Below are 18,234 nucleotides of genomic sequence, written 5' to 3'. Positions count from 1 at the left end.
ATTATTCCGAGCGGAATAACCGCACTGCGACGTGAAGGGAACGCGGATGCCGCACCTCAACCCGCTCGCCTTCTCGGCGCTCGGCATGCTGATCGACGCTCCCATGCATCCGTACGAGATGTACCAGCTCATGCTGGCCCGCCGGGAGGACCGCGTCGTCAAGGTCAGCGCCGGGTCGCTCTATCGCGCGGTCGAACGTCTCGCCCGCGACGGACTGATCGTCGAGAGCGCGACCGAGCGCATGGGCAATCGGCCGGAGCGCACCGTCTACACCGTGACGGAGGCGGGGCGCACCGCGTTCGATGAGAGCCTCGAGGAGATGCTCAGCCGGAGCGTCAACGAGTTCCCCGAGTTCCCGCTCGCCATCGGCGAGGCGCACAACCTGCCGGCCGAGCGGGTCGTCGAGCTGCTCGGAGACCGGCTCGACGCGATCCGCGACGACATCGCCTGGTACGACGCGGCGATGGTGCGCATCGCCGACAAGGGCAAGCCGAAGCACGTGGTGCTGAACGTCTACTACAGCCGGGCGATGCTCGCCGCCGAAGCCGAATGGCTCGCCGCGACCATCGCCGAACTCCGCTCCGGCGAACTCGAGTGGCCGTCCGCCGCTCCGTCCGCCTCCCCGCAGACCTGACCCGTTCCGGAGGAACACATGCAGACCGAACGCAAGCCGTGGCCGGCCCTCTGGGCACTCGTCATCGGCTTCTTCATGATCCTGGTCGACTCGACCATCGTCTCGATCGCCAACCCCGCCATCATGCGCGACCTCGGCACCGACCTCACCGCGGTGCTGTGGGTGACCTCCGCCTACCTGCTGGCGTACGCCGTGCCGCTGCTCATCACCGGTCGCCTCGGCGATCGCTTCGGCCCGAAGAACGTCTACCTCGTCGGCCTCGCCGTGTTCACGCTCTCCTCGCTCTGGTGCGGCCTCTCCGATGACATCACCATGCTGATCGTCGCGCGCGTCGTGCAGGGGCTCGGCGCCGCGCTCATGACTCCGCAGACGATGGCGGTCATCACCCGCATCTTCCCGCCGCAGCAGCGTGGCGCGGCGATGGGCCTCTGGGGCGCCGTCGCCGGTGTCGCGACGCTCGTCGGCCCGATCCTCGGCGGTCTCCTGGTCGACTCGCTCGGGTGGGAGTGGATCTTCTTCGTCAACGTGCCCGTCGGCATCGTCGCGTTCGTCCTCGCGGTGCGGCTCGTGCCCAGGCTCGAGACGCACCAGCACTCCTTCGACTGGCTCGGCGTCGTGCTGAGCGCGGTCGGCATGTTCCTCGTGATCTTCGGCATCCAGGAGGGCGCGACCTACGACTGGGGCACCATCGTCGGGCCGATCAGCGTCTGGGGCCTGATCATCACGGGCCTCGTGGTGCTCGTCGCCTTCGTGGTCTGGCAGCGCTTCAACCGCAAGGAACCGCTGCTGCCCCTCGACCTCTTCACGGATCGCAACTTCGCGCTGTCGAACGCCGCGATCACCTTCGTCGGCTTCGCGATCGTCGCCATGCCGCTGCCGCTCGCGTTCTACTACCAGGTCGCTCGCGGACTCGAGCCCACGCAGGCCGCGCTCATGCTCGTGCCCATGGCGGTCGTGTCGGGCGTGATGGCGCCGTTCATCGGCCGCCTGACCGATCGGGTGGACCCGAAGTGGATCGCGTTCGCCGGCTTCGCGATCACCGCAAGCGCCCTCGCCGCGATGTCGCTGCTCATCACCCCCGACGTGCAGCTCTGGGTGCTGCTCATCCCGGCGGCGTTCCTCGGCCTCGGCATGTCGGGCATCTGGGCGCCCCTCGCATCGACCGCGACGCGCAACCTGCCGCCGCACCAGGCGGGTGCCGGGTCGGGCGTCTACAACATGACCCGGCAGTTCGGCTCGGTCTTCGGCGCCGCGGCGATCACGGCGCTCATGAACGGCCGGCTCGAGGCGAACCTTCCCGGGTTCTCCGAGTCCGGCGGTGAGCAGTCGACGACGGCGGGCCAGGCGTTGCCGCCGCAGATCGCCGGTGGATTCACCGATGCGATGTCGCAGTCGCTGTGGCTGCCCGTCATCGGGTTCGCGATCGGCGCCGTGCTGGTGCTGTTCTTCGCCAAGCCCAAGGTGACGGTCGACTGGGAGCAGCGGGGCGCCGCCGCGCCGACGGATGTCGCCGGCCCCGCGACCGGCTCGCTCACCGCGGTCGACTAGGGCCGGGGCCCCGCGACGGCTCGAAGCGTCACGCGAGCCCCGCGCGCTCCTGGAGCACCGTCTTCAAGGTGTCGCGGGTGGCGTCGAGCCCGCGGTGCACCTCCTCGAAGCTCGTCGAGAGCGGCGAGAGGCCGATGCGCAGGCCCCCGGGGTCGCGGTAGTCGGGGATCACGTCCTGCTGCCAGAGCCGCGCGGTGACCTCCCGCATCGCGGGGTGGTGCAGCGTGACGTGCCCGCCGCGCTCCTCGGGGTCGGCGGGGGAGGCGAGCGTCACGCCGAGGGGCGCGAGCCAGTCGTCGGCGAGGGTGATCGCGAACTCCGTGAGCGCGATCGACTTCTCGCGGAGCGCGGGCATGCCGGCCTCCTCGATCATCGCGAGGGTCTCCTCCATCGCGAGCATGCCGACGATCGGCGCGGTGCCCGAGAGGAAGCGGCGGATGTCGGGGACGGGCTCGTAGTCCGGCCCCATCGCGAACATGTCGGTCGTGCCCCACCAGCCCTGGATCGGCTGGGCGATCGCCGCTTGCAGGTCGTCGCGCACATAGGCGAACGCCGGTGAACCCGGGCCGCCGTTCAGGTACTTGTACGTGCAGCCGACGGCGAGGTCGAAGCCCCAGAGGTCGGCCTTCACGGGCACCGAGCCGGCAGAGTGGCAGAGGTCCCAGAGGATCAGGGAACCGGCGTCGTGCGCGATGCGCGTGAGCTCGGGGGCATCCGCCAGGTAGGCCGATCGGTACGCGACGTGCGAGACGACGACGAGCGCGGTCTCGGGGCCGACCGCCTCGGCGAGCTGCTCGGGCGAGACGCCGGCCGAGGTGTCGACCTCGATCCAGCGCAGGCGCATGCCGCGCTCGCGGGCGATGCCGTCGAGCACGTAGCGGTCGGTCGGGAAGTTGTCGGTGTCGACGACGATCTCGCGCCGCGCGGGGTCGCGGGCGATCTGCGCGTCGACGGCCGCGCGGGCGAGCTTGTAGAGGAGCACCGTGGTCGAGTCGCCGATGATCGTCTGCCCGGCCTTCGCCTCGATCACGGAGCGGCCGATGCGGTCTCCGATCTCGGTGGGCAGCTGCAGCCACGCCTCGTCCCACCCGCGGATGAGGCGGCCGCCCCAGTCCTCGCGCAAGAACCGCTCGACGCGCTCGATCGCCGACACCGGCGGGCGGCCGAGCGAGTTGCCGTCGAAGTAGACGAGGTCGGTCTCGGCGCCCGCGAAGCGCTTGCGGTAGTGCGCGAGCCCGTCGGCGCGGTCCATGCGGCGGGCGAAGGCGAGATGCGGGTCGTGGGTCACCGGTGCTCCAAATCGAAGTAGGGCTGCAGGTCTTCGGCGGGCGAGAGATCGGCGCCGGCCAGCCAGCCGGACAGCTCGTCGAGGCTCGCGGGGGGTTCGCCGGGCACGAAGGTCGCGACGGCGCCGTCGATCGCGACGGGCCAGGGGTCGGTGATCGAGGCGATCACGGCGGATGCCCCGAGACCCGCCTGCACGAGCAGCGCGAGTTCGGCGGGGTTCACGCCGAGCGGCTGCTCGCCGTTGCCGAGGTCGGTGCCGTAGAGCACTCGCCCGCCCGCGAGGTGGAAGCGACCGAGGTTGTCGAGCGCGATCTCCGCCTCCGCGGTCGGCTCGCCGTACCCGGCGACGAAGAGCGTCGAGATCCAGCACTGCCCCGCCGCGACGGCCCGGGCGATGAGCTCATCGTCGAGCCGCTCGGTGAACGGCGTGTGCGCGAAGGCGTCGACGCCGGCGTCGATCGCGAGCTGCGACATCCCGTCGCCCTCGACGTGCGCGACCACCGGGACGCCGGCGGCGTGCGCGCTCGCGACGATCGCGGCGAGCGTCGCCGCGTCGAGCACCGGGCCGGCCGCGCTGTTGAGCACGACCTTCACGACGGATGCCCCGAACGCCAGCTGCTCGCCGACCGCCGTCTCGACCGCGGTCGGCAGGGCGGCGCGCTCGTCGCCCGCCTCGACGACGATCTCGCGGACGCTGCCGGGCGACGCCCACGGACGATCGACGGGGTACCCGCCCGGTGCCGTGAGGAAGCTGCCCGCGAAGGCGACCTTGGGCAGGCCGTCGCGGCGGGCGTATGCCGCGATCGTGTCGAGCGGGCCGCCGAGGTCGACGACGCCCGCGAGCGCGGTGTCGCACAGAGCGTCGGGCCCGACGAGCATGAGGTGCACGTGGTGGTCGATGAGCGGGGGCAGCATCGTGCCCGTCTCGCCGGGGTGCTCGGCGCTCATCGAGCGTCGCACGGGCCGTGCGAGGGGACCGAGGTCGAGCGGGCTGGTCATCGTCAGCCCGGGATCTCGGTGCGGACGGCGTAGAGCTCGGGGAAGAAGGTGAGGTCGAGCGCGCGCCGGAGGAAGCTCGCACCGCTCGAGCCGCCGGTGCCGATCTTGTTGCCGATGATGCGCTCGACCGTCTTCAGGTGACGGAAGCGCCAGAGCTGGAAGTTGTCCTCGAGGTCGACGAGTTCCTCGCAGGTCTCGTAGGCGGCCCAGTGCTCCGAGGTGTCGGCGTAGATCGAGGCGAACACCGGCACGAGCTCGGGGGCGAACGTCCAAGCCTGGGTGACGTCGCGCTCGAGGATCTCGGCGGGGATCGGGTAGCCGGCGCGAGCGAGGAGGCGGAGGAACTCGTCGTAGAGGCTCGGGGACTCGAGGGCGTGGCTGAGGATCGCGGTCGCTGCGGCATCCGACTCGAAGACCTGCATCATCTTCGCGTTCTTGTTGCCGAGCACGAACTCGACCGCGCGGTACTGGTACGACTGGAACCCGCTCGCGTTGCCGAGCACGCCGCGGAACTGCGCGTACTCGGTGGGCGTGAGCGTCGCGAGCACCGACCACTGCTCGGTGAGCGTCTTCTGGATGTGCTTGACGCGCGCGATGCACTTGAGCGCCGGGGCGAGCGCGTCGGCCCGCAGCAGGTCGCGCGCCGTCTCGAGCTCGTGCAGCACGAGCTTCAGCCAGAGCTCGGTGGTCTGGTGCTGGATGATGAACAGCAGCTCGTCGTGATGCTCGGGCCGCGAGATCGGGCGCTGCGCCGAGAGCAGGGTGGGCAGGTCGAGGTAGCCGCCGTAGCTCATGCGATCGCTGAAGTCGGTGACGACGGATGCCTCGATCGTGCGGGTGTTGGCTTCGACGCCGTCGATCGTGCGTTCGCCGGGTTCGGTTGGCTCAGGGGTCACGCCACCAGCCTAGCCACGCGGGTGGCCGACGGGCCGGGGGGAGTCAGGCGGACTTGGCGCCCGTTCCCGTCTCCGCGACTGCCGGCCGCGTCGCCGCTTCGTCGCCATCGGCGGCGTCATCGTTCGACCGCACCTCCTTCTTCAGGATGTGCATCGACTGCCCCAGGCTCTTCGCGAGCGCGGGCAGCTTCGGCGCACCGAAGAGCAGCAGGATGATGAAGACGACGATGAGCATGTGCCAGCCGGTGAGATTCGCGAACATGTTCCCAGACTTCCCTGTCGAGTGGTCGTGTGGCTAGTGCCGATCGCACCAGCAGAACACATCTGACATCAGATGTCCAGCGGGCACCGTGCTACGGTGAGCGCCGAATCGAGAACCGAGAACGAGAGGCCGCGCATGTACGTCGATCTTCCAGAGTCCGAACTCCGCAGCTATCGCGGCAGCGGCCGCGAGCCGGCCGACTTCGACGAATTCTGGGCCGACACGCTCGCCGAGGCGCGCAGCTTGCCGATCGACGCGACCATGACGGCGACCGCGACGCCGCTCGTCACCCTCGACGTCTACGACGTGACCTTCCGCGGCTTCGGGGGCCAGCCGGTGCGTGCCTGGCTTCGCGTGCCCGCCGGCACCGAGGGGCCCCTCCCGACGATCGTGCAGCTGCACGGCTACGGCCGGGGCCGCGGCGACGCCGTCGAGAACCTGCTGTGGGCGTCGGCCGGCTACGCCCACCTCGAGCTCGACACGCGGGGTCAGGCCTGGAGCGGTTCGCGCGGAGCGACCGTCGACGACGCCGGCTCGGGCCCGCAGGTGCCGGGGTTCCTCACGCGCGGCATCGAGAGTGCAGAGGGGTACTACTACCGTCGGCTCATCACGGACGCGGTCAGGCTCACGGATGCCGCGCGCGAGCTGCCGCTCGTCGACGCTGAGCGCCTCATCGTGACCGGCATCAGCCAGGGCGGTGGCCTCGCGCTCGCCGTCGGAGGGCTCGTGCGGGGCCTCGCGGGCGTCGTCGCACGCGTGCCGTTCCTCTGCGACTTCCCACGTGCCACCGTGATCACCGATGCGCGCCCCTACCGGGAGATCGCCGAGTACCTCGCGCACTACCGCGACCGCACCGAAGCCGTGCTCGACACCCTGTCGTACTTCGACGGCGTGAACTTCGCCCGGCGCGGCGACGCGCCGCTGCATGTGACCGTCGCGCTCATGGACGCCGTCTGCCCGCCGTCGACGGTCTTCGCGGCCTACAACAACTCCCCGGCGCCGAAGTCCATCACCGTCTGGCAGTACAACGGCCACGAGGGCGGCGGCGTCGACGACGACGTGCTCTCGCTCGACGCGTTCGCCGAGATGCTCGGCTGAGCGCGGGCGCGGGCGCCGGTTCCCGTCACCGGTGGGCCGGCGCGCCTCAGCGGCGGGCTGCCGCCTTGTCGAGGGCACGCCGCAGCGGCAGGTAGTGCTCGATGACGGCCCGGCGGTAGCGGGCCGCGTCACCGGATGCCGCGGCCTCGAGCATCGCGCCGTGGGCGCGTGCCGTGTCGACGATGTCTTCGGCCGGTGCCAGCCCGAGCATCGGGTAGACGACCGTGTTGACCTCCCAGAACGCGGCGACGAGCTGGCCGACGAGTGCGTTGTCGAGGTAGCCGAGCAGTCGGGTGTGGAAGGCGAGGTCCTCTGCGGCGAACGCCTCGCCGCGAGCGGCCTTCGCCGTCATCTCGGCGACGAGCCGTTCGAGCTCGGGGTCGTGGGCGCCGTCGAGCGCGGCCACGATCTGCTCGGCCATGGCGAGGTCGAGAGCTTCGCGCACCTCGACGACCTCGCGGAGTGCGGCCACGCTGTCGTCCTGGTCGACGACGCCGCGGAAGACCAGGCCCTCGACGAGCGGCGCGAGGGAGAGTTGGCCGACGTACGTGCCGTGGCCGTGGCGCACCTCGACGATGTCGAGCGCCGCGAGGGTGCGCATGGCCTCGCGCACGCTCGAGCGGCTGACCTCCAGCCGGGCGCAGATCTCGGCCTCGGTCGGCATGAGGTCGCCGGGCCGCAGGCCCTCGGTGAGGATGAGGTGCTTGATCTGGTCGGTGACGGACTCGCGGCGTCGCGACGTTCCGGAGAACATCCGCGTCACGGTCAGATCACGTGTCGTCATCTTCGGCTTGACCTCTCGCTCGGTTGGGGCTAGCTTCAGTGTACTCAGATACGACGTCTGATGTCCGATATCCAGGAGAATTCATCCAATGTTGAAGGAAACGCTCCGAGTGGAGACCAGCCGCAGGGTCTTCCTCCAGGCCGCGGGTGCCATGGGAATCGTCGCCACCCTGGCCGCATGCAGCGGCCCGGCCTCGACGAACAAGCCGGCCGCGACCGAGACCGGTGCGCCGGTCGACGAGAACGGCACGATCGATGCGGGCATCTCGTATCCCCTCTCCACCGGCTTCGACCCCATGACCACCACGGGCGCCGTCACCGTCGCCGCGAACTGGCACACGCTCGAGGGCCTCGTCGAGCTCGACCCGATCAGCCGCGAGCCGTACGCCGCACTCGCCGCCGACCTGCCCTCGGCCGACGGCACCACGATCACGGTGGCGCTCCGCAAGGGCGCCGTCTTCCACGACGGCAGCCCGGTCACGGCCGACGACGTGGTGTTCTCCTTCCAGCGCGTGCTCGACCCCGCCAACAACTCGCTCTACCGCACGTTCATCCCCTTCGTGTCGGGTGTCGAGAAGATCGACGAGAACACCGTCGAGATCACGCTCAACCAGAAGTTCTCGCTCGCGGTCGAGCGCCTCTCGGTCGTCAAGATCGTGCCGCAGGCGATCGTCACGGCCGACCCCGCGGCGTTCGACGCCCTGCCGACCGGCACCGGCCCCTACAAGATCACGAGCGCCGTCAAGGACGACAAGCTCACCTTCGAGCGCAACGACGCCTACACCGGCTCCCGCCCCGCGCTCGCCGCGGCGATGACCTGGAACCTGCTGTCGGATGCCGCGGCCCGCGTCACCGCGGTGCAGTCGGGTCGCGTGCAGGCGATCGAGGACGTGCCCTACATCGACGTCGCGAACCTCTCGAAGGACTCGACGGTCGAATCCGTGCAGTCGTTCGGCCAGCTCTTCATGATGTTCAACTGCGAGGCGGCGCCCTTCGACGACGTGCGCGTGCGCCAGGCGTTCCGCTACGCGATCGACTACGACAAGCTCGTCAACGTCGGCATGCTCGGGCAGGCGACTCCCGCCACGAGCTACCTGCAGCAGGAGCACCCGTCGTACCAGAAGGCGAAGACGGTCTACACGTACGACGTGAAGAAGGCGAAGAAGCTGCTCGCCGCGGCCGGCGTCTCCGACCTGTCGATCACGCTGCTCGCGACCGACACCAGCTGGGTGAAGGACGTGCTGCCCCTCATCAAGGAGGACCTCGACGCCGTCGGCATCGCGACCACCATCGACGCGAACCAGTCGGGCGCCCAGTACAAGATCGTCGACTCCGGCGCCTACACCGTCATGGTCGCCCCCGGCGACCCCTCGGTGTTCGGCAACGACGCCGACCTGCTGCTGCGCTGGTGGTACGGAGCCGACACGGTGTGGCCGTCGAAGCGGTACCGCTGGGCCGACTCCGAGGGCTTCGCCGAGCTCACGGCACTGCTCGACGACGCCGTCGCGACGGGCGACACCGAGAAGCAGGCGAAGCTCTGGGGCCAGGCGTTCGACCTGATCGCCGAGGAGTGCCCGGTCTACCCGCTCGTGCACCGCAAGCTCCCGACCGCGTGGGACGCGGACGCGCTCGCCGACTTCGAGCCGCTCGCGTTCACCGGCCTGTCGTTCCTCGACGTGGCGCGCCGAGGCTGATCCGACCACCGGGGGTCGACCGCCTGGTCGGCCCCCGGTTCTTCTTGAGGAGCAATACCCTGTGACCACGCTGCTGCGGCTCATGGTCCGCCGACTGGCGGTCCTGCCGATCATGGTGCTCGGCATCACCGCCCTCGTGTTCTTCGTGATGCAGTTCGCCCCCGGCGATCCCGCGATCAACGCGCTCGGCGAGAGTTCGTCCGAAGAGGCCCGCGAGGCCTATCGCGAACAGGCCGGGCTGAACGACCCGATCTTCGTGCAGTACCTGCGGTTCCTCGGGAACCTGCTGCGCGGCGACCTCGGCACCACGGTGCCGCCCGCCCAACCCGTCTCCGAGGCGATCGCCACGGCGTTCCCCCTCACCCTGCAGCTGACCTTCCTCGGTCTCCTGATCGCGGGCGTGCTCTCACTCGTCATGGGCGTGACCGGGGCGCTCTACCGCGACCGCTGGCCCGACCAGCTCACCCGCGTGCTCTCGATCGCCGGCATCGCCATCCCGTCGTTCTGGCTCGCGATCCTGCTCATCCAGTCGTTCGCCCTCGGCCTCGGCTGGTTCCCGACCGGCGGCTACGTGAACCCCGGCGACTCGGTCTCGGGCTGGCTGAACTCGATGACCCTGCCCGCCATCGCCCTCGGCATCCCCGTCGCGGCCTCCCTCACGAGGGTGGTGCGCACCTCCATGGTCGAGGAGCTCGACCGCGACTACGTGCGCACCGCGATCGGCAGCGGGCTGCCCCGCCACGTCGTCGTCGGTCGCAACGTGCTCCGCAACGCCCTCATCACGCCGGTGACCGTGCTCGGCCTCCGCATCGGCTACCTGCTCGGCGGCGCCGTCGTCATCGAGGTCATCTTCGACCTGCCCGGCATGGGCAAGCTCATCCTCAACGGCGTCACGAACAACGACATCAACCTCGTGCAGGGCGTCACGCTCACGATCGCCCTGACCTTCGTGCTCGTCAACATCATCGTCGACATGCTCTACCTCGTCATCAACCCCAGAATCCGGACGGTGTAAACGATGCGTCGCTCACTCGCCGAACGGCTGAGCACCCCGGGGCAGCGCTTCGGCGCCATGCCGGTGGGGGCGAAGATCGCCGTGGTCTTCCTCGCCCTCGTGGTGCTCGTCGCGATCTTCGCGCCGCTCGTGGCCCCGTACGACCCGCTCAAGTCCGGCATCCCCGCCCAGCCGCCCTCGTGGGAGCACTGGTTCGGCACCGACCGCAACGGCCGCGACATCCTCTCGCGCCTCATCTACGGCGCGCGGTACTCGCTCGCCATCGGCCTCGGCGCGACGACGATCGCGCTCATCGTGGGATCGATCGTCGGTTCGATCGCGGCAACCGGCCCGAACTGGCTGCGCGAGGTCGTCATGCGCATCCTCGACATCATCATGTCGTTCCCCGGCATCGCGCTCGCGATCGTGTTCGTCGCCGTCTTCGGCAAGGACCTGCCGGTGCTGATCTGCACCATCGCGTTCCTGTACGTTCCGCAGATCGCGAGGATCGTGCGCGCCAACGTGCTCGCCCAGTTCGGCGAGGACTACGTCGCCGCCGAACGGGTGATGGGCGCCCGCATCCCGTACATCCTCTTCTGGCACGTCGCCCGCAACTGCGCCGCGCCGATCCTCGTGTTCGTGACGGTGCTCGTCGCCGACGCGATCGTGTTCGAGGCGAGCCTCTCGTTCATCGGGGCCGGAGTGCAGGACCCCGCTCCCTCATGGGGCAACATCATCGCCTCGGGCCGGAACCTCCTGCTCAGCGGCGGCTGGTGGGCGACGTTCTTCCCGGGCATGGTGATCCTCATCACGGTGCTCTCGCTGAACATCCTCGCCGAGGGGGTGACCGACGCGCTCGTCAAGCCGGGCGCGAGGCGGCGCACGGTCGACGCAGCGGCGGAGACCGCGGCAGCGGATGCCGCCCTCGACATGACGGTCGAGTCCGAGTCGGGCTACGACCCGATCCCCGACACGGTCGCGGTGGCCGTGCAGACGACCGCGACCTCGGCGATCGGGCGCGATGCCGCCGAGGCCGCGGCTCGCAGCGGCGCGCTGCAGGCGCACCTCGCCGAACTGCGCGAGGCCGAGGCATCCCGAACCGACCGGCTCGTCCACACCGGCGACGCCGAGCCGCTCCTCGAGGTGCGCGACCTCAGCATCCGCTTCCCGGAACGGCACGGCGACGTCGCGGTCGTCGACGGCGTGAGCTTCTCGGTGCGCCCCGGCGAGACGATGGCGCTGGTCGGCGAATCCGGGTGCGGCAAGTCGATCACGAGCCTCGCGATCATGGGGCTCCTGCCCGACACGGCCGTCATCACCGGGCAGGTGCTCTTCCAGGGGCGCGACCTGCTGACGATGGCCCCGAAGGAGCGGCAGGCGCTGCTCGGCCACGAGATGGCGATGGTCTACCAGGACGCGCTGAGCTCGCTCAACCCGTCGATGCTCATCCGCACCCAGCTCGGCCAGCTCATCAAGCGCGGCGGCACCCGCACCGCCGACGACCTCATGCGCCTCGTCGGCCTCGACCCCGACCGCACGCTCAAGAGCTACCCGCACGAGCTCTCGGGCGGGCAGCGGCAGCGCGTGCTCATCGCGATGGCGCTCACCCGGAGCCCCAAGCTGATCATCGCCGACGAGCCCACCACGGCCCTCGACGTGACGGTGCAGGCGCAGGTCGTCGACCTCCTCAACGAGCTGCGCGAGAAGCTCGGCTTCGCGATGGTCTTCGTCAGCCACGACCTCGCCCTCGTCGCCGAGCTCGCCCACAAGGTCACCGTGATGTACGCGGGCCAGGTCGTCGAGTCGGCGCCGACGACGAGCCTGCTCATGCGGCCGCAGCACGAGTACGCGCGGGGCCTGCTCGGCTCGGTGCTCTCGATCGAGGACGCGGCGGATCGCCTGCACCAGATCCCGGGCACCGTGCCGTCGCCGCGCGACTTCGTGATGGGCGACCGCTTCGCGCCGCGATCGGTCGAGGGGCGTCCGGTGGGCCTGGCCCGACCGGAGCTCCGTTCGCTCGACGGTTCCGATCACTACTACGCAGCTCGCGCCGACGAGGCCGAGCTCCGACCGGAGGTGGCCCGATGAGCGGCGACGAGATCCTGCGCCTCGACGACATCCACGTGGTGCACAAGGCGCGCACGGGCACGCTGTTCAAGCGCGACCGGGTGCATGCCGTCGACGGCGTGAACCTGGCCCTGCACCGGGGCGAGACCATCGGAATCGTCGGCGAGTCGGGCTGCGGCAAGTCGACCCTCGCCCGGGTCATGGTTGGGCTGCAAATGCCGACGTCGGGCACGGTGAGCTTCCGCGGTGCGCCGCTCGAGCGCCGCACCCCCGCGATGCGCGCGGAGTACGGTCGCGCGGTCTCGGTCGTCTTCCAGGACCCGTCGACCGCCTTGAACACGCGGATGTCGGTGCGCGACATCCTGCTCGACCCGCTCAACGTGCACGGCATCGGCACGAAGGCGCAGCGCGAGTCGCGAGTCGTGGAGCTGCTGCAGCTCGTCGGCCTCCCGGCCTCGGCGGCCGAGGTGCTGCCCGGCCAGGTCTCCGGCGGTCAACGGCAGCGCGTCGCCATCGCGCGGGCGCTCGCCCTCGATCCCGACGTGATCGTCGCCGACGAGCCCACGAGCGCCCTCGACGTGTCGGTGCGCGCCCAGATCCTCAACCTCCTGAGCGACCTGAAGGAGCGGCTGAACCTCGGCATGGTCTTCATCTCGCACGACATCCAGACGGTGCGCTACGTCTCGGACCGCATCGTCGTCATGTATGCGGGCCGCATCGTCGAGGAGGGCCCGGCCGACGATGTGCTCGCCGACCCGCGCGACGAGTACACGCGCACCCTGCTCGGCGCGGCGCCGAGCCTGCTGCACCGCCGCTGACGACCACCTGATCCACGAACCACCTGATCCACGAACCACCAGGAGCTCCAACGTGACCACCCCCGCCTTCCGCGGCGTCATCCCGCCCGTCCTCACTCCGCTCGACGAGTCGGGCGCCTTCGATGAGGCGGCGTTCGAGCGCCTCGTCGAGCGCCTCATCGCCGCGGGCGTGCACGGCCTCTTCGTGCTCGGCTCCTCGGGCGAGGTCGCGTTCCTCTCCGACGACGAGCGCACTCGGGTGCTCGAGGCATCCGTTCGGGTCGCCGCCGGCCGCGTGCCCGTGATCGCGGGCGTCAACGAGATGACGCCCGCCCGCGTCATCGGCCAGGTGCGCCTGGCCGAGGCCGCCGGCGTCGACGCCATCGTCGCGACGGCGCCGTACTACGCCCGTCCGAGCGCTGCTGAGGTCGAAGCGCACTTCCGCGCCGTCGCCGCGGCCACGTCGCTGCCGGTCTTCGCCTACGACGTGCCCGTGCGCGTGCACTCGAAGCTCGACCACGCGATGCTCGTGCGCCTCGGCGTCGAGGGCGTGCTGGCGGGCGTCAAGGACTCGAGCGGCGACGACGTCGCGTTCCGCCGCCTCGTCATGGCCAACCGCGCGGCGGGCAGCCCGCTCGCGCTCTTCACCGGTCACGAGGTCGTCGTCGACGGCGCCCTGCTCGCCGGTGCCGACGGCGTCGTGCCCGGTCTCGGCAATGTCGACCCCGTGCGCTACATGCAGCTCTTCGACGCAGCGGGCGCCGCCGACTGGGCCCGCGTGCGCGTGCTGCAGGACGAGGTCGCGGAGCTCTTCGAGATCGTCTTCCAGGCGAGCGGCGTGAGCGGCGAGGCGGCCGGCCTCGGGGCCTTCAAGACGGCACTCGCCCACCTCGGCGTCATCTCCTCGAACCGGATGTCGCAGCCCGTGCCGTCGCTCGAGGGCGACACCGTCGCGCGCATCACCGCGATCGTCGATCGCGCGGAGCTCTCGGCCTGATGAGCCCCGCCACCGGCGCCGACTCTCGGGCGGACTCGATGAGCACCGCCACCGGCGCCGACTCTCGGGCGGGCTCGATGCGAGCCGCCATCGGCGTCGACCTCGGCGGCACGAAGATCGCCGCGGGGCTCGTCTGCGCCGGCGGCGTGGTGCTCGACCGGGCGTCGGCGCCGACCCCGGCCCTGCACGGCCCCGGCGCGGTGCTCGACACGGTCGTCGACCTGGTGCGCTCCCTCCTCGAACGCGCGGGCGGCGACGTCGTGGTCAGCGGGTGCGGCGTGGGCTCGGCCGGCGTCATCGATGCAGCGAGCGGCATCGTCTCCTCCGCGACGGATTCCCTGCCCGGCTGGTCGGGCACACGCGTGCGCGACGTGCTCACGACCGCCCTCGCAATGCCCGTCGCCGTCGTCAACGACGTGCACGCCCACGCCCTCGGCGAGGCGCTGCACGGCGCGGGCGCCGGGTCGCCCACCGTGCTCATGGTCGCGGCGGGCACCGGCGTCGGCGGCGCGCTCGTCATCGACGGGCGGGTGCAGTCGGGTCGCTGCGGCGTCTCGGGCCACTTCGGCCATGTGCCGGCCATCGAGGCCGTCGGTCGGCCGTGCACGTGCGGCGGCTCCGGGCACGTCGAGGCGGTCGCGTCCGGGCCCGCGATGTGCGCCGTCTACCGCGAACTGAGCGGCGACGCCTCGGTGGCCGACGGCCGCGAGGTCGTGCGGCGCGCTGCGGGCGGCGACGAGCACGCCGCGGCATCCGTCGCCCTCGCGGGCGGTGCGCTCGGCCGCATGATCGGCGGACTCCTGAACGCGCTCGACCCCGACGTCGTGATCGTCGGCGGCGGGCTCGCGGCGGCGGGGGAGGCGTGGTGGGCGGCGCTTCGCGACGCCGCGGGCGCCGAACGCATGCCGCTCCTCGCCGACACGCCGATCGTCGGCGCGGCGCTCGGCGCCGACGCGGCGATCGTGGGGGCAGCGGCCCTCGTCGCCACCACCGTCATGGAGGAATCAGCATGACCGACCTCGATCTCGGCCTGCTGCGCGGCGGACTCATCGTCTCGTGCCAGGCGTATCCGGGGGAGCCCATGCGGCACGCCGAGACGATGGCGCAGATCGCGGAGTCGGCGGTGCGCGGCGGGGCAGTCGGCATCCGGGCGCAGGGCATCGCCGACGTACGGCTGATCCACGAGCGCGTCGCGCTGCCGCAGATCGGACTCTGGAAGGACGGCGACGGCGGGGTCTTCATCACGCCGACGCTCGACCACGCGCTCGCCGTGGCGCGGGCCGGCGCCGAGATCGTCGCGATCGACGGCACCCGGCGGGAACGCCCCGACGGGCTGAGCCTCGCCGAGACGGTGCGCAGGCTCCGCGCGGAGACCGGAGCGCTCGTCATGGCAGACGTCGGTTCGGTCGCCGACGGGCTGGCCGCGGTCGACGCGGGCGCCGATCTCGTCGGCACGACGCTCTGCGGCTACACCGACGAGCGGCCGAAGACCGACGGCCCCGACCTCGAGGTGCTCGCCGAGCTCGTCGCGCTGCTCGACGTGCCGGTCGTCGCAGAGGGGCGCGTCCACACGCCGGCCCAGGCGTCGTCGTGCATCGACGCGGGAGCCTACGCCGTGGTGGTCGGCACCGCGATCACGCATCCCGCGACGCTCACGGGATGGTTCGCTCACGCCGTGGCACGCTGAATGCCCGCCCGACGGACTCGTTCGCAGCTTGAAGGGCCGACACGGCGGGCATCCCCTTGCCGGAACTACCGACACGTGCCCGCCGCGCCGCGACCCCTCCCCCCAGAGGGGCCACCGCCACGTTCATTCGGGTAAACGGAGGCGACCCTCCGAATCATACGCGATCGACGCGCGTACAGTGAAAGCGTGAGTTCATCCCTGTCGCCGCGCCGCGATGCGAGACGCAATCACGAGCGACTCCTCGTCGAGGCGAAGCAGCTCTTCGCCGAGCGCGGCATCGACGCGCCGCTCGACGAGCTCGCGGTGCGTGCCGGCGTCGGTGCCGGCACCGTCTACCGGCACTTCCCGAACCGCGACGCACTCGTGCGCGAGCTCTACGACACCGCGGTCGCCGACCTGCACGACTTCGCGCCGCAGTTCCTCGGTGCCGAGACGGGGTGGCAGGCGATCGAGCTCTGGCTCGAGCTGGTCAGCGGTTGGCTCGCCGCCTCGCCGCACCTGCCCGCGGTGATGCGCCGCGTCGCCGAGCTCGACCCGAGCCATCGCCCGGCCGCCGAGTTCGTGCCGATGATGGACGCGGTGGTCGCCCGCGCGAAGGCCGAAGGGGCATTGCGCCAGGACGTGACGGCGGTCGACCTCAGCGTGATGGTCGACATGCTCGGCTCGCTCGGCCAGTACGGCGGCATGTACCTGCCGTACTGGCGTCGTCAGCTCGCCGTCATCCTCGACGGGCTGCGCGCTCGGCCCGACGTCACGCCGTTGCCCGGTGAGGGGCAGGCCTTCGACGAGTTCCACGACATGTCCCACGCGAAGGGGCCGAAGCCGGCACCTCGCTGACGAGGGCAGCACTCCGCCGCCCCGCGCCCCGAGGTGACGCGAGTCGACCTCCGAGCCCGGCTCGAAGGTCGACCCGCGTCATTTCACCGCGACGGGACCGCGGCGCCCTCGTCGATCCGCGCGGCGGGGATGCCGCGCGAGGCCCGGGCGGGCGCAGCGGCGGTCGCTCTCCGACGGATGGTCACCGTCGCGACGGCCGCGAGCACCGCGGCCACGCCTGCGCCGATGAACACGGCGCGGAATCCGCCGGCCGCGGCGACCCCGACACTCGCGCCGGAATCGGTGAGGGCCGCGGAGATGGCGCCGCTGATCGAGGCGAGTACGGCGAGCCCGAGTGCGCCGCCGATCTGCTGGCTCGTGTTCACGAGCCCTCCTGCGAGTCCGGCTTCGCCGCCGTCGACCCCGTCGACCGCGAGTTGCGTGGCGGTCACGAACGCGCCCCCGAGGCCGATGCCGATGGCCAGGCTCGGGCCGAGCACGTGCACCGGGAAGTCGGCGTTCGCAGGTGCCACGGCCAGCCATCCAAGGCCGCCCGCGAGCACGAGCAGCGAGACCGTCAGCACAGGACGGATGCCGAGGCGGGCGACCGCAGTCGGCACCAGTCCCGCGACGATCACGAGCGCGCCGGCGAGCGGCAGCTGCGAGAGCCCGGCGGCCAGGGCGTCGAAGCCGAGCTGCTCCTGCAGGAAGACGGAGAGCGCGAAGAACAACGCGACCATCGCCGCACCCGTGAGCAGCATCACGACATTGCCCGCAGTCACCGCTCGGTTGCGGAACAGCTCGAGCGGCACGAGCGGGGACGCGGTGCGTCGCTCGATCGCGACGAACGCCGCGAGCAGCGCGACGCCGGCGACGAGCAGCACGATGACGAGCGGGTGACCGAAGCCGAGCGCCTCGGCGTTCGAGAGTCCCGCGACGAGGGCGACGAGGCCGCCAGTCACCGTGGCAGCGCCCGGCAGGTCGAGCGTGCCCTTCTCGCCGCGCCGGTCGCGGGCGACGAGGAACGGGATCGCGACGAGGACGATCGCTCCGATGGGCGCGTTCACGAAGAACACCGCCTCCCAGCCGAAGGCGCCGGTGAGCAGGCCGCCGGCCAGCACTCCCGCTGCGCTTCCCGCCCCGGCCACGGCGCCCCAGATGCCGAGGGCCTTCGCGCGGTCGGCCGTAGTCGTGAAGAGCCGGGTCACGAGCGCGAGCGACGCGGGGGCGAGCAGGGCGGCGGATGCCCCTTGCACGGCCCGTGCCGCCAGCAGCCAGGTGCCATCGGGGGCGAGGCCGGCGGCGATGGATGCCGCGACGAATCCGATCGTGCCGATGAGGAACACGTTGCGGTGCCCGAACCGGTCGGCGAGGCGGCCGCCGAGCAGCAGCAGGCTGCCGAACGGCAGCACGTAGGCCGTGATCACCCAGGCGAGCGCGCCCTGGTCGAGGCCGAGGTCGGCGCCCAGGCTCGGGATCGCGATGTTCACGATCGAGGCATCGAGCACGACGAGGAACTGTGCGAGTGCAAGGGCGGCGAGCGCCCACCAACGCAGGCGGGCCCGGTCGTCGGGGTCGGGCGATCGGTCGGGGGAGAGGGCCCGAGCAGCGGCCGCAGTGGGGTGCTGCGACCGGGCTTCGAGGTGACGGGTGGAGTTCATCGGAGTGTCCGTTC

At 71.2% G+C, this 18,234-nt stretch carries 17 protein-coding genes; 11 read left to right on the top strand and 6 right to left on the bottom strand.

All coding sequences use genetic code 11. The annotated features are described in order from the left end of the window. Positions 1-46: 46 nt before the first annotated feature. Together ACFCVM_RS09015 and ACFCVM_RS09010 are read left to right on the top strand one after the other, a co-directional pair. Positions 47-634, top strand: coding sequence for a PadR family transcriptional regulator (locus ACFCVM_RS09015; RefSeq protein WP_375835785.1), 588 nt, complete (start codon positions 47-49; stop codon positions 632-634). Between the two features lie 18 nt (positions 635-652). Then, a complete protein-coding gene (locus ACFCVM_RS09010; RefSeq protein WP_375835784.1) occupies positions 653-2,182 on the top strand; it encodes a DHA2 family efflux MFS transporter permease subunit in 1,530 nt (509 codons plus the stop codon). A 28-nt stretch (positions 2,183-2,210) separates the two neighbouring features. On the opposite strand, the gene ACFCVM_RS09005 is transcribed toward ACFCVM_RS09010, so the two are convergent. The 4 genes from ACFCVM_RS09005 to tatA form a co-directional block, all read right to left on the bottom strand. Then, positions 2,211-3,434 (bottom strand): kynureninase, encoded by a 1,224-nt coding sequence (locus ACFCVM_RS09005; RefSeq protein WP_375836688.1) that lies wholly within the window; start codon positions 3,432-3,434, stop codon positions 2,211-2,213. Between the two features lie 32 nt (positions 3,435-3,466). Further along, positions 3,467-4,468 carry a hypothetical protein gene (locus tag ACFCVM_RS09000; RefSeq protein WP_375835783.1) on the bottom strand — a complete coding sequence of 334 codons (1,002 nt, stop codon included), beginning with the start codon at positions 4,466-4,468 and terminating at the stop codon, positions 3,467-3,469. A 2-nt stretch (positions 4,469-4,470) separates the two neighbouring features. Beyond that, positions 4,471-5,328, bottom strand: coding sequence for a tryptophan 2,3-dioxygenase (gene kynA, locus ACFCVM_RS08995; RefSeq protein WP_375836687.1), 858 nt, complete (start codon positions 5,326-5,328; stop codon positions 4,471-4,473). Positions 5,329-5,407: 79 nt separating this feature from the next. Next, the gene (gene tatA / locus ACFCVM_RS08990; protein ID WP_375835782.1) at positions 5,408-5,626 is read right to left on the bottom strand and encodes a twin-arginine translocase TatA/TatE family subunit; all 219 of its coding nucleotides are present in this window, start codon (positions 5,624-5,626) and stop codon (positions 5,408-5,410) included. Between the two features lie 135 nt (positions 5,627-5,761). Between tatA and ACFCVM_RS08985 the strand changes: the two genes are divergently transcribed. Further along, the gene (locus ACFCVM_RS08985) at positions 5,762-6,724 is read left to right on the top strand and encodes an acetylxylan esterase (RefSeq protein WP_375835781.1); all 963 of its coding nucleotides are present in this window, start codon (positions 5,762-5,764) and stop codon (positions 6,722-6,724) included. 46 nt (positions 6,725-6,770) lie between these two features. On the opposite strand, the gene ACFCVM_RS08980 is transcribed toward ACFCVM_RS08985, so the two are convergent. Continuing rightward, positions 6,771-7,508 (bottom strand): FadR/GntR family transcriptional regulator, encoded by a 738-nt coding sequence (locus tag ACFCVM_RS08980; RefSeq protein WP_375835780.1) that lies wholly within the window; start codon positions 7,506-7,508, stop codon positions 6,771-6,773. Between the two features lie 88 nt (positions 7,509-7,596). Between ACFCVM_RS08980 and ACFCVM_RS08975 the strand changes: the two genes are divergently transcribed. The 8 genes from ACFCVM_RS08975 (at position 7,597) to ACFCVM_RS08940 (ending at position 16,580) form a co-directional block, all read left to right on the top strand. Further along, a complete protein-coding gene (locus ACFCVM_RS08975) occupies positions 7,597-9,201 on the top strand; it encodes an ABC transporter substrate-binding protein (RefSeq protein WP_375835779.1) in 1,605 nt (534 codons plus the stop codon). Positions 9,202-9,262: 61 nt separating this feature from the next. Then, positions 9,263-10,216, top strand: a complete 954-nt coding sequence (locus ACFCVM_RS08970) for an ABC transporter permease (RefSeq protein WP_375835778.1) — start codon at positions 9,263-9,265, stop codon at positions 10,214-10,216. Positions 10,217-10,219: 3 nt separating this feature from the next. Beyond that, positions 10,220-12,283, top strand: coding sequence for a dipeptide/oligopeptide/nickel ABC transporter permease/ATP-binding protein (locus tag ACFCVM_RS08965; RefSeq protein WP_375835777.1), 2,064 nt, complete (start codon positions 10,220-10,222; stop codon positions 12,281-12,283). Continuing rightward, positions 12,280-13,080 carry an ABC transporter ATP-binding protein gene (locus ACFCVM_RS08960; RefSeq protein ID WP_375835776.1) on the top strand — a complete coding sequence of 267 codons (801 nt, stop codon included), beginning with the start codon at positions 12,280-12,282 and terminating at the stop codon, positions 13,078-13,080. The genes ACFCVM_RS08965 and ACFCVM_RS08960 overlap by 4 nt, the downstream gene beginning before the upstream one ends. 52 nt (positions 13,081-13,132) lie before the next feature. Next, positions 13,133-14,056 (top strand): dihydrodipicolinate synthase family protein, encoded by a 924-nt coding sequence (locus ACFCVM_RS08955; protein WP_375835775.1) that lies wholly within the window; start codon positions 13,133-13,135, stop codon positions 14,054-14,056. A 38-nt stretch (positions 14,057-14,094) separates the two neighbouring features. Continuing rightward, positions 14,095-15,069, top strand: a complete 975-nt coding sequence (locus ACFCVM_RS08950) for an ROK family protein (RefSeq protein WP_375835774.1) — start codon at positions 14,095-14,097, stop codon at positions 15,067-15,069. Further along, entirely contained in the window at positions 15,066-15,743 is a 678-nt protein-coding gene (locus ACFCVM_RS08945; RefSeq protein ID WP_375835773.1) for an N-acetylmannosamine-6-phosphate 2-epimerase, read from the top strand. The genes ACFCVM_RS08950 and ACFCVM_RS08945 overlap by 4 nt, the downstream gene beginning before the upstream one ends. Before the next feature lie 186 nt (positions 15,744-15,929). Continuing rightward, entirely contained in the window at positions 15,930-16,580 is a 651-nt protein-coding gene (locus ACFCVM_RS08940) for a TetR/AcrR family transcriptional regulator (protein WP_375835772.1), read from the top strand. Positions 16,581-16,663: 83 nt separating this feature from the next. Here ACFCVM_RS08940 and ACFCVM_RS08935 read toward each other — a convergent pair whose 3' ends face one another. Continuing rightward, positions 16,664-18,220, bottom strand: coding sequence for a DHA2 family efflux MFS transporter permease subunit (locus ACFCVM_RS08935; RefSeq protein ID WP_375835771.1), 1,557 nt, complete (start codon positions 18,218-18,220; stop codon positions 16,664-16,666). Positions 18,221-18,234: the final 14 nt, after the last annotated feature.

This window comes from Agromyces sp. NPDC056389, assembly GCF_042262385.1.
Classification (GTDB): domain Bacteria; phylum Actinomycetota; class Actinomycetes; order Actinomycetales; family Microbacteriaceae; genus Agromyces.
Note: the sequence above shows the minus strand (reverse complement) of the source record. Positions and strands in the feature narration are given on the sequence as shown.